At 72.7% G+C, this 14,376-nt stretch carries 11 protein-coding genes; 4 read left to right on the top strand and 7 right to left on the bottom strand.

The genetic code is table 11. The features are described 5' to 3' along the window. Window positions 1–133 precede the first annotated feature (133 nt). Window positions 134–538 (bottom strand): RidA family protein, encoded by a 405-nt coding sequence (locus tag AB0F70_RS14150; protein ID WP_357448964.1) that lies wholly within the window; start codon window positions 536–538, stop codon window positions 134–136. A 157-nt stretch (window positions 539–695) separates the two neighbouring features. On the opposite strand from AB0F70_RS14150, the gene AB0F70_RS14145 reads away from it, so the two are divergent. Continuing rightward, entirely contained in the window at window positions 696–1,361 is a 666-nt protein-coding gene (locus tag AB0F70_RS14145) for a helix-turn-helix domain-containing protein (RefSeq protein WP_357448962.1), read from the top strand. A gap of 12 nt (window positions 1,362–1,373) precedes the next feature. Here the strand turns inward: AB0F70_RS14145 and AB0F70_RS14140 are convergent, their stop codons facing one another. Beyond that, entirely contained in the window at window positions 1,374–2,081 is a 708-nt protein-coding gene (locus AB0F70_RS14140; protein ID WP_357448960.1) for an FCD domain-containing protein, read from the bottom strand. 262 nt (window positions 2,082–2,343) lie between these two features. Between AB0F70_RS14140 and AB0F70_RS14135 the strand changes: the two genes are divergently transcribed. Together AB0F70_RS14135 and AB0F70_RS14130 are read left to right on the top strand one after the other, a co-directional pair. Next, window positions 2,344–2,910 carry a gluconokinase gene (locus AB0F70_RS14135; protein ID WP_357448970.1) on the top strand — a complete coding sequence of 189 codons (567 nt, stop codon included), beginning with the start codon at window positions 2,344–2,346 and terminating at the stop codon, window positions 2,908–2,910. After that, window positions 2,910–4,367 (top strand): gluconate:H+ symporter, encoded by a 1,458-nt coding sequence (locus AB0F70_RS14130; RefSeq protein WP_357448958.1) that lies wholly within the window; start codon window positions 2,910–2,912, stop codon window positions 4,365–4,367. The genes AB0F70_RS14135 and AB0F70_RS14130 overlap by 1 nt, the downstream gene beginning before the upstream one ends. Window positions 4,368–4,374: 7 nt before the next feature. Here the strand turns inward: AB0F70_RS14130 and AB0F70_RS14125 are convergent, their stop codons facing one another. The 4 genes from AB0F70_RS14125 to AB0F70_RS14110 all read right to left on the bottom strand — a co-directional run bounded on the left by AB0F70_RS14125 (window position 4,375) and on the right by AB0F70_RS14110 (window position 8,548). Next, window positions 4,375–5,373, bottom strand: coding sequence for a hypothetical protein (locus tag AB0F70_RS14125; protein WP_357448956.1), 999 nt, complete (start codon window positions 5,371–5,373; stop codon window positions 4,375–4,377). Between the two features lie 42 nt (window positions 5,374–5,415). Beyond that, entirely contained in the window at window positions 5,416–6,387 is a 972-nt protein-coding gene (locus AB0F70_RS14120) for an alpha/beta hydrolase (protein ID WP_357448954.1), read from the bottom strand. Between the two features lie 129 nt (window positions 6,388–6,516). Further along, the gene (locus AB0F70_RS14115) at window positions 6,517–7,170 is read right to left on the bottom strand and encodes a response regulator transcription factor (RefSeq protein WP_357448952.1); all 654 of its coding nucleotides are present in this window, start codon (window positions 7,168–7,170) and stop codon (window positions 6,517–6,519) included. 1 nt (window position 7,171) lies between these two features. Beyond that, window positions 7,172–8,548 carry a sensor domain-containing protein gene (locus AB0F70_RS14110; RefSeq protein ID WP_357448950.1) on the bottom strand — a complete coding sequence of 459 codons (1,377 nt, stop codon included), beginning with the start codon at window positions 8,546–8,548 and terminating at the stop codon, window positions 7,172–7,174. A 221-nt stretch (window positions 8,549–8,769) separates the two neighbouring features. Between AB0F70_RS14110 and AB0F70_RS14105 the strand changes: the two genes are divergently transcribed. After that, entirely contained in the window at window positions 8,770–10,281 is a 1,512-nt protein-coding gene (locus tag AB0F70_RS14105; RefSeq protein ID WP_357448948.1) for a glycosyltransferase family 2 protein, read from the top strand. A gap of 74 nt (window positions 10,282–10,355) precedes the next feature. Here AB0F70_RS14105 and AB0F70_RS14100 read toward each other — a convergent pair whose 3' ends face one another. After that, entirely contained in the window at window positions 10,356–14,351 is a 3,996-nt protein-coding gene (locus AB0F70_RS14100) for a LamG-like jellyroll fold domain-containing protein (RefSeq protein WP_357448946.1), read from the bottom strand. Between the last annotated feature and the right edge of the window lie 25 nt (window positions 14,352–14,376).

The following is a 14,376-nucleotide window of genomic DNA, read 5'->3' as shown; positions in this document are numbered from 1 at the left end:
CGACGTCGGACCTCGACCGGCCACCGCACACCCGACGACACCATCAGCAGACTCTCCCTCGATCAGCGCTATTGCACTGACCGTATGAATCCGCCTCCCGGATCTGGCAGCAGGTGCATGGTCATCTCGCCGCTCAATCGGCGAGCGCCGCCGTCAGGTCGACCTCGACGAGCTGACCGGGGAACCCGAGGGCGGCGACGCCCAGGAGGGTGCTCGCGGTGGTGAACGCCTGGGCGAGCGGGCCGGCGTTGAGCCGGTCCCAGACGGCCGTGAGGTCGGCCCGCTCGGCGCTCGCCACGTAGATGACGGAGCGGACGACGTCGCTCGGCGTCGCTCCGGCGGCCGACAGGGCCGCCAGGGCGTTGGCCGTCAACTGGTCCGTCTGCGCCAGGAGGTCGCCGGGCCCGACGAGGACGCCGGACTCGTCGAGCGGGCACTGGCCGGCGAGGTAGGCGGTCCGGCCCGACTCGACGATGGTCACGTGGTGGTAGCCCGGCGTGGGGTGCAGGCCGTCGGGCTGTACTCGGTTGATGTGCATCCTCGGAGTGTCGCAACGCGCTGCTGCGTGATGCGACCCTTTTCGGCAGTGGCCGGACAGAGCCGGGTCCGGCCCCCGGCCCGGACCCGCGCCCGGGTCGTGGGAGCATGGTCGCGCGCGAGTGGAACACCCCGTCCGTTTCGGCGAAGCGAGAATGATGACCGAGCACGAGTCCGAGCCCGCCGGGACGACCGTCGCCGCGCCCGCCGCGCACGAGCTGCGCTCCGACGCGCGCGACAACCGCGACCGCATCCTCCAGGTGGCGCGCTCGATCTTCGCGGAGGAGGGCATCGACGTCCCGATGCGCGAGGTGGCCCGCCGCGCCGGCGTCGGCCCTGCGACGCTGTACCGGCGGTTCCCGACCAAGGAGGCGCTGGTCACCGAGGCGTTCCGGGAGCAGATGGCGACCTGCAACGCGCTGGTCGACGCCGCCGTCGCCGACCCGGACCCGTGGCGCGGGCTGCGTACGGTGATCGAGCAGGTGTCCGCCATGCACGCCGAGGACCGCGGCTTCACCGCCGCGTTCGTCTCGGCATTTCCTCAGGCGGTCGACTTCGCCCAGGAGCGCAGCCGGGCCCTGGTGGCACTGTCCGGGCTGATCCAGCGGGCCAAGGACGCCGGCGGCCTGCGCCGCGACTTCGTGCTGGACGACCTCGTCATGCTGATCATGGCCAACTCCGGCATCCGGGCGACCTCTCGCGAGGCGGTCGTTGCCGCCTCGCGCCGGTTCGTGGCACTGCAGCTGCGGTCCATCAGCACGCGGCCCGACGACGGGCCGCTGCCCCCCGCCGTCCGCCTCCCGCTGCTGGCCGCGCTGCGCTGAACCCGCCGGCCGTCAGGGCTTGAGCGCCTGGCCCTCGCCGAGTGCGCCGCGCACCTCGCGCACGATCCGCGCCATCGCCTCCTCGGCGGCCGGCCCGTCGCCCCTGGCCACCGCTGCGGCGACCGCCTCGTGCGCGTCCAGCGCCTCCGGCTCGGGGTAGGCGGGCATCAGGCCGAGGTGGGTACGTCCGGAGATGACGACGGCGACGACGTCGGCGAGCGCGCTGAACAGCTCGTTGCCGCTGGAGCGCAGGAGCAGCTCGTGCATCTCGATGTCCAGCGCCAGGAACTCCTCACCGTCGCCCTTGCCCACCTCGCCGAGCTCGCGCATCCGGCGCGCGATACCGACCAGCTCGTCGCGGACGGCGGCGGTGGCCCCGCGTGCGGTGCAGGCGGCGGCGAGCGGCTCGACGGCCTGGCGCAGCTCGGTGAGCGAGCGCAGCTGCGACGCGCGTCCGGGACCGGCCAGCCGCCACTCGATGACACGGGGGTCGAGCACGTTCCACGCGTCGTGCGGCAGGACGACGATGCCCACGCGCGGCCCGGAACGGACCAGCCCGACGCCTTCGAGGAGGCGCATCGCCTCACGCGCCACGGTGCGCGACACCCCGAACTCTGCGCCTATCCCGTCCAGCGTCAGCGACGCCCCGGCAGGCAGCTCGCCTGCGGTGATGCGACGGCCCAGGGCGTCGAGGACGGGGCCGTGCAGCACTGGGGACATCCTCCAAGAATAGGGCGCCCTCCGGTCACGCTCTGCGGCCACGCCCGGTGCGGCGCTCGGGAGCGGCGTCGGCGGCCGCACCACCCGTTCCATCATTGGTGACATTAATCACGGATCAATGGTCACATCAATAGGTGAGGATAGGGAGATGGACACAGACGTCACCGAGACAGCGAAGTTCTCGGCCCAGCCAACCAGCGGGCCCCTCAGCAGCGGAACAGCCAGCAGCCAGGCGGACCGCGCACCCCGGGCGATAGTCGTCATGGGCGTTGCCGGATCGGGCAAGACGACGGTCGCGGCGCTCCTGGCCGGCCGGCTCGGCGCGTCGTTCGCCGAGGGCGACGACTTCCACTCCCCCGCGAACGTCGCCAAGATGGCCGCCGGCCACCCCCTGGTGGACGACGACCGCTGGCCGTGGCTGACCGGGATCCGCGACTGGTTCGCCAAGGAGCTCGCGGCGGGCCGGAGCGCCGTCGTGCCGTGCAGTGCCCTGCGCCGGAGCTACCGCGACCTGTTGGAGACCGCCGGCGACAACACGGCGGGCAGCAACAAGACCGGCGCAGTGCAGTTCGTGCACCTCACGGGCTCCTACGACCTGCTGCGCGAGCGCATCCAAGGCCGCGCCGGGCACTTCATGAAGCCCGAGATGCTCGACAGCCAGCTCGCCGCCCTCGAACCCCTCGGGGACGACGAGCCCGGGTTCGCCGTCGACATCACCCCGCGGCCGGACCAGATCGTCGAGGAGGCCCTCCGCCTGCTCGGCGAGCCCGCCGTCGCACCTGTCACCGAAGCCAGCACCGAAGCCAGCACCGAGCACAAGGACCACTGATGTTCCACACCACCACCCTGCTCGCCCAGGGCGCAGCGGCCGCACTCCCCCAGGCGGCGGCAGCGGCCGAGCCGACCGCCTCGACACCGCAGCTCGTCATCGCTGCCGTCGCCGGGATCGCCGTCATCATCGTGCTCATCGTCTGGCTCAAGGTGCACCCGTTCCTGGCCCTCGTGCTCGGGTCCGGCGTGCTCGCGGTGACGGCGGGCATCGGCCTCACCGACACGTTCACCAGCTTCTCCGCGGGCCTCGGGTCGACGGTCGCCGGCGTCGGCGTGCTCATCGCGCTCGGCGCGATCATCGGCAAGCTGCTCATCGACTCGGGCGGCGCCGACCGCATAGTCGACACGATCCTCGACAAGACCCCGGCCAAGCGGCTGCCCTGGGCCATGGCGCTCATCGCGTTCGTGGTCGGCATCCCCCTGTTCTTCGAGGTGGGCGTCGTGCTGCTCATCCCGGTGGTGATGATCGTGGCGCGCCGCATGCGCACCAACCCCGTGCTGGTCGGCATCCCGGCGCTCGCCGGCCTGTCCGCGCTGCACGGCCTGGTGCCGCCGCACCCCGGCCCGCTGCTGGCCATCGAGGCCCTGGGGGCCGACCTGGGCCTCACGCTCGGGCTCGGGCTGCTCGTCGCGGTCCCGACGGTGATCGTCGCGGGCCCGCTGCTCGCCATCCCGCTCACCCGCTGGGTGCGGCTGGAGCCGCCCGTCAGCGTCCTTGGCATGTCCGAGGGCGCGGGGACGTCCGGCGGCGACGCCGACGGCTCGTCGAACGCCACCGCGGGCCTGCGCAAGCCCACGTTCGGCATGTCCGTGCTGGTGGTGCTGCTCCCGGTGATCCTCATGCTGGCACGGTCCGCGGTCGAGATAGCCGGCGCGACCGAGACCGGATACGGAACGGTGCTGGAGTTTCTCGGCACACCGCTCGTCGCGCTGCTCATCACGTCGCTGTTCGCGCTGTTCGCCTTCGGCACCGCCGTCGGGCGCACGCGTCAGCAGCTCGGCGACCTGGTCGGCTCGTCGTTCGCGCCGATCGCCGGGATCCTGCTCATCGTCGGCGCGGGCGGCGGCTTCAAGCAGACTCTGGTCGAGTCCGGTGTCGGCGACGTCATCGCCTCGGGCATCGCGGACGCCGGGATCACCCCGCTGCTGGCCGGCTGGATGGTGGCCGCCCTCATCCGGATCGCCACCGGGTCGGCCACGGTAGCGACCATCACCGCGGCGGGCATCATGGCGCCGCTGGCCGCCGGCCTCGAGCCGACGCACGCCGCCCTGCTCGTGCTCGCCATCGGCGCGGGTTCGGTGTTCCTCTCGCATGTGAACGACGCCGGGTTCTGGCTCGTCAAGGAGTACTTCGGCATGACCGTCGGTCAGACGTTCAAGACGTGGTCCCTCATGGAGTCGGTGCTCTCCGTGGTGGCCCTGCTGGTGGTGCTGCTCCTCGGGGCGTTCGTCTAACCCGGGCTCAGTCCTCCGCGAGGCGCAGCAGCAGACGAGCCAGCCGGAACCGCGCTCGCCCGTCCAGGGATCGCGGGTCGTAGCCGAGGTCGTTCGTCAGGGTGTCGTGGCGTGCCTGGAGCGTCGAGTGGTGCATACCCAGCGCAGCCGCGGCGGCGCGGACGCTCTCGGCCGCCGCGAGCTCGTCGAGCACCGCGCGGGCGCGGGCGTCGAGCCGGGCCAGCGCGACGACGTCCGGCTGCTCGGCGGCGACCGGCTCGAGCGCGCTGACGGCGGCCAGCAATATCCCGAGGGCGGCGGCGTCCACGACGGCGCCGCTCCCGGGAAGCAGCCGCAGCGCGAGCACCGCCGTCCGGAAGGACTCGGGGAGCTCGTCCGCACGGAGCGTGACGCCCGCCCCGGCGGGGCCCGCGACCTCGGCGTCCCCGCCGAGGACCACCGCACGCACGAGGCCGCAGGGGGTGGCCACGACCGTCGACGGGGCCACCTCCGCCCGGTACGCGACCTGGTGGGCGACCGGGTGCGCCACCGCGCGGACGAGGCGCGCCGGATCGAGCCGGAGCCGGGACAGCGCGACCCGGCGCTCCTCGACGTCGCGGGCGGCGTCGAGGGCGGTCTCCAGCGAGCTGTCCCGGTGACCCGGACGACGCGCCTCGACGAGCTCGACCGCGAGCGCCAGCCGTTCGATGACCATCTCGTCGTTGGCGTGCGGCGAGCCGTCGCGCTCCAGCCAGACCTTCCCGGTGCTGGTGCTGCGCGCCGGCCAGTCGGGCCGAGGGCCGGCGGGCCCTGCGCCGTCGGCCGGCCTGCCGCCGTCGGGCCCGATGCGATGCGTCCGCCGGCCGTCGAACGCACCGGCGACCGTTCCGCTGAGCACCGCCGCGCCGCGCAGCAGGGCCTGGAGTCCTACGCCGCCCGCGACCAGCACGTCGAAGTAGGCCACCACCTTCAGGGTCTCGCTGGCCTCGGCATCGAGTGCGGTAAGTCGTCCCACGAGCTCTTGCATAGTTCGCTCCATCGCGCGTGTGGGACACACCCTAAGCGAACGTCAGGCGCCGAGGGTTCGCGCCACCCACGCGGCCCGCGCCGCGCGCGCCGCCCTGGCCAGTGCGCTGTGCGGCGCCGTCATGTCGAAGCCGTGGAACCCGCCGGCCCAGACGTGCAGCTCGGCCTGCACGCCGGCGGCCCAGAGCGCGGTGGCGTAGGCGACGTCCTCGTCGCGGAAGACCTCCGCGCTGCCGCAGTCGATGAACGCCGGCGGCAGCCCGGACAGGTCTGTCGCCCGCGCCGGCGCGGCGTAGATCGAGACGTCGTCGGTCCCGCGCCGGTCGCCCAGGAGTGCGGACCAGCCGGTGACGTTCGAGCCACGGTCCCAGACGCCGATCCCGTCGATCTGCCGGGTGGAGACCGTCTGGTCGCGGTCGTCCAGCATGGGGCAGATCAGCAGCTGTCCGGCCAGGGCGGGACCGTCCTCGTCGCGTGCGATCAGCGCGAGGCCCGCCGCCAGGCCGCCGCCCGCGCTGCCACCCGCGATGATCAGGCGCTCCGGGTCGATGCCGAGCTCCTCTGCGTGCTCCGCCGTCCAGACGAGGCCCGCGTAGCAGTCGCGGACCGGGTACGGGTCAGGGAACTCCGGCGCGACGCGGTACTCGACGGTGACGACGACGGCGTCGAGGTCGATGATCCATTCCAGCATCTGCTCCACGCCGAGGAACCGGCCGCCGAAGATCATCCCGCCGCCGTGCGTGTGATAGATCCCCGGTCCGACGCCGGTCCGGCCCTCGCGCCGCAGCACGCTCACCTCGATCTCGTCGCCCTCGTGCCCGGCGATGGTCACATCGCGGCGTTCGACGCCCGCCTCGGCGAGCAGGTCGTTCACGCCCACGTCGAACCCAGGCATGCCCTGGCGCAGCATCGGGATCATCTCGGGTGTGAACGTCGCCGGCATCTGGTCGGCCAGCAGCGTGAGGGCCGCCTCGAGCTCCGGGTCGAACGGGGGTCGCTGCAAGATCTCGGCCACAAGAACTCCTTCGTCTCCGGGCGCCGCACGACGGGTACGGTGCGCTACCCGAAGTCTCTGCCACCGGCACCCGTGGAGACACCCGCCGAACGGGGCGCCTTGCCGCCGGGCAGTCCGCCACCCGGCGGGTCAGCCGCGCAGGTAGGCGAGCACCGCACGGACACGACGGTGGCCCGCGTCGTCGGCGGTGAGCCCGAGCTTGGCGAACACGTTGCCGATGTGCTTGGCCACTGCCGCATCGCTCACGACCAGCCGCTGGGCGATCTCCGGGTTTGCCCTGCCCTCCGCCATCAGTGCGAGCACCTCGCGTTCGCGCGGCGTCAGGGTGTCGAGCGGCGACGAGCTCCGGTCGAGCAGCGACCTGACGATCTGCGGGTCGATGACCGTGCCGCCGGCCGCCACGACCTCCAGCGACATCATGACGTCGCTCACGCGCCCGATCCGGTCCTTGAGCAGGTAGCCGATCCCGCCCGAGGTTCCGGCGAGCAGGTCCCGCGCATAGGCGTCGGCGACGTACTGCGACAGCAGCACCACCGGCAGCGCCGGGTGGTGACGACGGAGCTTCACCGCCGCGTCGATGCCGTCGTTCTCCAGGCGCGGCGGCATCCGGACGTCGGTGATCACCAGGTCGGGCAGCTGGCCGTGCGCACCGTCCGCCAGCACGAGCCGGACCAGCTCGTCGGCGTTGTCGGTCACGTGCACCACCTGGTGCCCCACACGTTCGAGCAGCCCGACCAGCCCGTCGCGGAGCAGTATCGAGTCCTCCGCCAGCACTATCCGCATGTCATACAGTCTCCGTCACCGTGGGCGGGGTGGACGGCGGCTGGGCTGTCGGCGGCGCGACTGGTCGCGGCCCGGCATCCGGCCCGGCCGCCCGCGCACGGGCCGGCAGGAGCAGGCCTACCGTCGTCGGCCCGCCGGGCGGGCTGGTCACCGTCAGGCTGCCCCCTGCGGCCTCGGCGCGCTCCCGCAGCCCGACGAGCCCGGTCCCCGACCCTGCGCCAGTGCCGAAGTCGGCCCCGCCGAGGCCGTCGTCGTGCACCCGGACCGTCAGCAGCCCATCGTCGCGAGCGAGCACCACCCGCGCCCTCCCCGCCTGGCTGTGCCGCGCGACGTTCGTCAGCGCCTCGCTGACGATGAAGTAGGCGCAGAGCTCGATCTCAGGGTCGAAGCGGTCCTCGACGGTGCTCGCCAGAACCACCGGGACCGGCATCCGGGAGGTCAGCTCGTGCACCGCCGCCGTCAGCCCGTGGTCGGCGAGCACCCGCGGATGGATGGCGCGGACCGTCGAGCGGAGATCCTCGAGCGCGGCCTCGGCGAGATCGTGGGCCCGCCCCAGGTGGCGGTGCAGCCGCTCGACGTCGACGCCCGCCCGGGCCAGCTCGCCGGCGTCCAGCTCGGCCGAGCCCAGCGCGATCGTGAGCGTCACGAGCTTCTGCTGGACGCCGTCGTGCAGGTCGCGTTCGATGCGGCGCAGGTCGCCCTCGAACGACCGGACCAGGCTCGTCCGCGAGGCGGTGAGGCGCTCGATCTGCCGACGCAGCTCAGGACCCCGCGGCGCCAGGAGGGCCTGTGCCAGGGCCGCCTGCACGAGCGCGAGCAGCCCGAGGACATAGCCCAGGGCAGGGATCGCGACGATCGCGGCGAGGAGTCCGAGGACGGCACCGGTGGGGTTGTCGAACCAGACGAGGTCGCCGTTCATCCAGTACCGGGGGACCGTGAAGACCATGGACACGGCCCACGCGGCGGCTATGTGCAACGATGCGGCGACCCAGCCGATCGGCAGCACGACAGCCACATAGGCCACCTCCCGCCAGGTCGCGGGTTCACGCAGCCGGAACACGACACGGCGGAGCCCACCGAGCTCGGTCGGCGCGTGCGGGTCCGCGATCTGCGTGCTGCCCAGCCGGCGCACACGGCCGCGGTCGAGCCGGGCGATCAGCGGGCTGAGCACCAGCATGGTCGCCAGCATGGTCGCCAGCAGCAGGGCGAACTCCCAGAAGGTCGTAGGCCACCGCATGACGCCGCTCAGCCCCAAAGCCCCTAGCGGGCCTGCGATGAACGCGGTCAAGGACGTGAACAGCCATGCCTGCGGCAGCCACCTCGAGACGAGGTAGCCGGGCCGCCGCAGGGCGAGGGCGAGACGGTCGGATCGGGGCATTCGCTCACGGTACCGGCGTGGATTCCGGACCGGGATAGCGCCCGCTCGACCTCCGGGGTAGTGCCTGGTCTACCCCCGGTCTCGCCCCTGCGCCAGTGATCAGCGGGCCCGCCCCCGGTTGGATCAGAGGCATGCTGACCACCGGCTCCGACGACTCCCCTCCAGACGAGTCCCGCCCCCACCGCCGTCGCCCCCACGATCGCTCCGGACGCGGCGAAGGCATGCCCGGACCGCTCTCCGCACTCGGTCCGGCGCTCGCGCTGGCCGTGGCCTGGGCCGTCCTCGCGGCGGGCGCGTGGCTCGTCCTGGCAGCCGCCACCCGCCCCGCGACGCCCATGACCTGGACGACGACGACGCTCGCCGCCGCCGCGATCGCCGCGGCCTGGCTGGTCGGCATCCGGGCCGCCGTGCTCCTGGTCGCCGCGACCCGGCGCTCGCACCCCTCGGTCGGGATGCGGGCCCGCAGACCGCGCCCCGAGCTCGACGACCTGGTGGTCGCCCTCGTCTACACCGCCGCCGACGACTTTCGCGCCGACGTCGTGGAACGCAGCATGCGCCAGACCCACCCGCGCACCCGCACCGTCGTCCTCGACGACTCGCGCGACGCCGCGAACCGGGCCGCCGTGGACACCTTCGCGACCAGCACCGCCGCCGGAGCCGTCCAGGTGGTCCGCCGGACCGACCGCAGCGGGTTCAAGGCCGGGAACATCAACAACTACCTGCGCCATCACGCGGAAGGCGTGGACGCCGTGGTGATCATCGACGCCGACCAGGAGATCGGCCCGGACTTCGTCCGGGCGGCACTGCGCCACCTCCACGCGAGCCCTCAGGTGGCGGTCGTGCAGGGCGCCATCCGCTCCCGGCGGGGCGAGACCCGGTTCGTCCGGGACTTCCGCGGGATGTTCGACACCCACCTGCGCGCGATGTCGGCGGGCCGGGCCTGGTTCGGCACGGCCGCCTTCGACGGCCGGGGCGCGCTGCTCGACGTCGGCGCGCTGCGGGACGCCGGCGGGTTCCCCGAGGTGGTCACCGAGGACGCCGCGCTGACCCTCGAGCTGGCGCGCCAGGGACGCACCGTGCGCTACGTGCCGGACCTGGTCTCCGTCGAGGACGCCCCCACCGACTACATCGCTTTCACCACCCAGTTCGGCAAGTTCACCGAGGGCGCCATGCAGCTGCTCGGCCGCGACCGCGGCCTGCTCTTCGACACGCGGCTGCGCCCCGCACGACGGCTGGACGTGTTCCTGAACCTGGCCTCGCCGCTCGTCGGCACCGTCATGCTGATCTCGCTGTTCGGATTCGCCCTCGCAGCGGCCGCCGAACGGATGCCGGGAATCCCGGTCCCGCTCGGTGCCTCGCTCGGGATGCTCGGGTCCGTGCCCCTGCTGCCCGAGGCGATCCGCAGCATCCGGCGCGGCGGGCCGGTGGCGGCGTGCCTGTTCCTGCTGCGCGGCGGCCTGCTCTACGCGTCGGTCGCGGTCGTCACGCTGCGTGCGGTCGTGCGGGTAGGTCTCGGAGTCCGCGCGCGGTTCATGGTCACGCCCAAGGCGAACGACCGGGCGGGGCTGCGCACCGCCGTCCGCAGACGAGGGCCGGAGCTCGCGGCCGCTACCGCCTCGATCCTGGCGGCGGTCCTGCTGACCGGGACCGTCGCACCGGCGGGAGTGTTCTGCGTCGTGGCGGCCACCGCCGTCGGCTACACCCTCATCGGCGGACGCCCGGCCCGCCCGTGATCAACCGCCCGCACCCGTTGGTCGAGCTTGTCCAGACCTGGGCCTCGACAAGCTCGACCAACGACGAGCCGGCCCTACGAGCCGCAGGACATCCCCTCGTAGGCGTGCTCCGTCGCGACGCCCGCCGCCGTGACCGTCACCGATCCGGCCGCCAGTGCCGCCGAGCGGGTCGGGAAGGTCTGGCGCCAGGTGTCACCAGGCGCCAGGTCCCTCGTCGACCGCTTCCCGAGCTCGCTCTCTATCCGCACGTCGAGCGGCTCGTCCGAGACGTTCCGCGTGCTGACCGCGAGGAACGCGCGCGGCCCACGGCAGATCGCCTCGGCGGTCACCTCCGTGACCGCCTGGACTCGCTGCGCCGCGAGCGGCGACACCGTGATCCGGTCGACGATCGGTGCCCAGCGCGACCGCAGCGGGAAGTCCGGCCAGACGTCGGACGCGTAGGTGGTGCCGTCGAAGTTCGGTGCCTCCTCCGAGCTCAGCGTGATGGTGTTCGGCCCCTCCTCCAGGTCGAGCACCACCGTCTTCTCCCAGAAGCTGTTCTCGTGGAACGTGTGCGGGAAGAGCACCGGGACCGACGCGCCACCGTTCACCGAGATGTCCGCCCGGCGGGCGATCGGGTCCGGGTTGTAGTGCGACGCCGGGGACTGCTCCGGGTTCGAGTACCGCAGGACGACGGCGTGCGGGCCGGCCCGGCCGGCGTCGACCTGGAACGTCAAGGTGCTGCCGTTGCCCGGCTCTCCCCCGACGTCCGTCACTGCCTTGCCGCCCTCGGCGAGCGAGAAGTCGGCGACCTTCGCCGAACCGGCGAGCTCCGCCGTCTCGGCCTGGTACTCGGTCGCCGCGAGCGCCCCGGTCCCGAGGGCCACGGTGAGCCGGTCCACGACGACGCCGTCGGCGCCGCCGGTGACGACCACCTTGTTGACGCCTCCGGTCAGATGAGCGGCCACCTCGTGGACCCGTGCCGACCGGCCCTTGCCGAGGTCGAGGACCTCGCGCCCGTTGACGGCGAGTGTCCCCGTGCCGGCACCGAGAGTGTCGACGCCGAGGGTCGCCTCGCCGTCGCGGGCGCCGTACACCCAGAACGTGGCGGTCTCGCCCTCGGCCAGCTCGACGCCGCCGGCGCCGGAGACGGTTGCCGGGTCGACGCCGTCCGGCGCCTCGTACAGCGCGCGCCCGCCGTCGAGCGTCGCGTGCTCGGCCTCGTACACGGATACGCCTGCGTCGGGGTTCGGCAGGGCGAGGGTGATGCGGTCGAGGATCGCGTCGCCCCGGGTGACGCCGGTGCCGTCGAGGCTGCGCGCGGCGAGCGAGATGGTGTGCGTACCCGCCGTGAGGTCCACTGTCGTGTCGGCGTGGTCCCAGACCACCCACTTGTAGCCGAGCGGCAGGTGGAGCTCCTGCTCGGCGGCGCCGTCGACCCGGACGAAGACGTTGGTCGGGCCCTGCTCCGCCACGGCGTCGTACGTGTTCTGGCTGTTGGCGAAGACCGACAGGTCGTAGGTGCCGTCCTCTGGCACCGTCACCTCGAAGTCCAGGACGCCGTCGGAGCCGGTGCGCAGCCCGCCCACGTTGTACCCGCCGGACGTGTAGAACTTGGCGACGTCCGAGGGCGAACCCTCCGGGCCGTTCAGGCTGTACCCGGACCCGGTGTAGGTGGCGTCCTCCGCCTCGTAGCTGTCCTCCCAGGACGTGGGCGCCTTGCTGGTGCTCTCGCCGGCACCCGCGGGCGTCACGACGATCTCGTAGGCGGACGACTCGCGGAGCAGCGGAAGTGTCTCGCCGTCGAACTCCACGGCTACCTTGCCGTCGGCGACCGGGAGGGTCAGCTCGGCGAGGTGGCGCGGCTGGGCGGAGTCGCCGAGCTGGCCGGTCCACGGGATCTCGCGGACCGTGACCCGGACGTCGTCGCCGAACACCGCGCCGGGCACGTTGACGAGCTCGACGGGTGCTGCGCCGTCGGCCCCGCCGACGATGGTGCGCGACATCGCGCGCTCGGTGTCCAGGGTGGAGACACCCTGCAGCGTGTAGTTCTCGCCGGGGAACGGCGGCGTCACCTTGACCGTGCTCCCGCTCATCTGGGCGTACGCGTTGAACAGCCACCACTGCCCGTTGCCGCGGTCGGACTGGACCGCGGAGTCGGAGAGGTTGCCGTCGATGTTCCAGTACGCGATGTCGGCGTCGACCTTGGAGTCCTCGATGGCGGAGATCCACTGGATCATCTGGCCGGGGACCGACGTGTGGTAGTTGAACGCGTACTCGTTGATGTTGATCGGCAGGTTGGTGCCCGCCAGGTCGGTGCCGGCGAAGACCTCCGCCTCCCAGTCGCGGTAGGTCGCCACGGACTCGCGGATCTTCTCCGGGTGGGACAGCTCGTGCCAGGTGATGACGTCGGGAACGGTCTCGGCCTCGACGGTGTGCTCGAGGTAGCCCTTGACCTGGCTGTACAGGATGCTCGTGTTCGGGCCCGCGATGCGCGCCCCCGGCATCCGGTCCTTGATGAGCGCGTGCACGCGGTCCCAGGCGGCGAAGTAGTCGGCCGGGTCGTCGAGCCAGGACGTGCCGTCGTAGCTCCACTGCCCGGTCCCGAACATGTTGCCCTCGGGCTCGTTGAACGGGACGAAGACGACGTTGTCCTGGTACTCCTGCGGAAGCTCCAGCACCTGGTCGACCTGGGTCGCGATCTTGTCCACGAAGGTGTCGAGCTTCTCCTGCGGTGTGTCGCCCGGCCACTCGTACGGGAAGCCGCGGTGGATGTCGGTCATGTAGATGTAGACGTCGCCGTCCGTGGCGTCGGCGAGCGGCCGGACCACCTCGAGCGCATCAGCACCCGGGTGCTGGGGACCGTCCTGCGCCTTGGTCGAGACGGTACGGACGCCCATGCCCTCGATCAGGTTGTCGCTCGGCAGCCCGTCGCCGTAGAGCCCGTACAGGGTCCCGGAGGCGCCGCCGTGGAAGTCCCCGGTCTGCGCGCCGAGGTCGACCCGCAGCTCGCCGCGGTGCACGGTGACCGTCGCGCTCACGGGCGTGCCCGCCGCATCGCCCGCGACCGTGAACTCTCCGGGCTGCGCGTACTGCGCCGGGTCGATCTCGTCCCAGGTCACCGGCACGTCGCGGTCGTAGCCGTCGGTGAAGACGGCGCGCACCGCCTCGGGTAGCTCGGGCGCCGCGGCGACCGTCGTGCGCACCTCGAACGTGTCCTTCGTCAGCTCCACCATCTCTGGCCTTTCCTCCACGAGCTGGGCCACCTGGTCCCCGCTCAGCGCCGCCCGGTACAGGCGGAAGTCGTCGATCGCGCCGTCCAGGAGCGGATCAGGATAGAACGACCGGCCGATGTAGCCGGCCGACTGTGCGGCGTCCGTGAGCAGGTCGCCGGCGGCCACCGTGGACCGGGCGCTGCCGACGGCCACACCGTCCAGGTAGGTTGTGAGCCGGTCGGCGGCCGTGTCGAGGGTGACCGTGAGCGTCACCCAGTCGTCGGCGCGCAGCGGGCCGTAGCCGCTGGTCTGCGCCTCGCCGCCCCCGCCGTTCGTCGTGAGCGCGGTGCGCAGGCGGCCGTCACCGTTCGACGGCGTCGCGAACAGGTAGCGCGAGGTGTCCGTGCCGAGGTCGAAGACCCGCTGCCACGCACCCCCGGTGCCGCCCCAGCGCACGCGCGCCGACACGGTGACGTCGGTCGCGCCCTCCAGGGCCGCCCGCGGGATGGTCACGTAGCCGCCGCCGGCCCCGCCGGGCAGATCGAGTGCTGTGCCCCCGCCCTCGGCGTCGACCACGCTCGTCGTGCCAGAGATCGCTCCGTCCAGTCCGTTCCCTGAGGAGTCGGGGACGACGGCGCCCGCGACGTCGTCCATCGTGTAGTGCAGGTCGGGCGCTGGGAGCTCCTGCGCGGTCGCCGGGGCGGCGAGCGCCGCGCCGACCGTGCTGCCGGCCAGCGCCAGGGCCGCGAGCGCCGCGACGGCGGAGCGCCGGGACCTACGCCGTGCCGGTCCCTGGTGGGTTGCCGGTTCGCGTGCTGGTCCGCTGCTCGGCGATCCGCTGCGCGAGCTGCTGTGCCATGAAGGTGTCCTGCTCATCGTTGAGTGCCTTCCTTCTCATCGG

Origin of the sequence: Promicromonospora sp. NPDC023805 (genome assembly GCF_040639635.1) — a bacterium.
Taxonomy (GTDB): Bacteria; Actinomycetota; Actinomycetes; order Actinomycetales; family Cellulomonadaceae; genus Promicromonospora.
The sequence above is the reverse complement of the archived record's forward strand: the minus strand, read 5'-3'. Positions and strand labels throughout refer to the sequence as shown.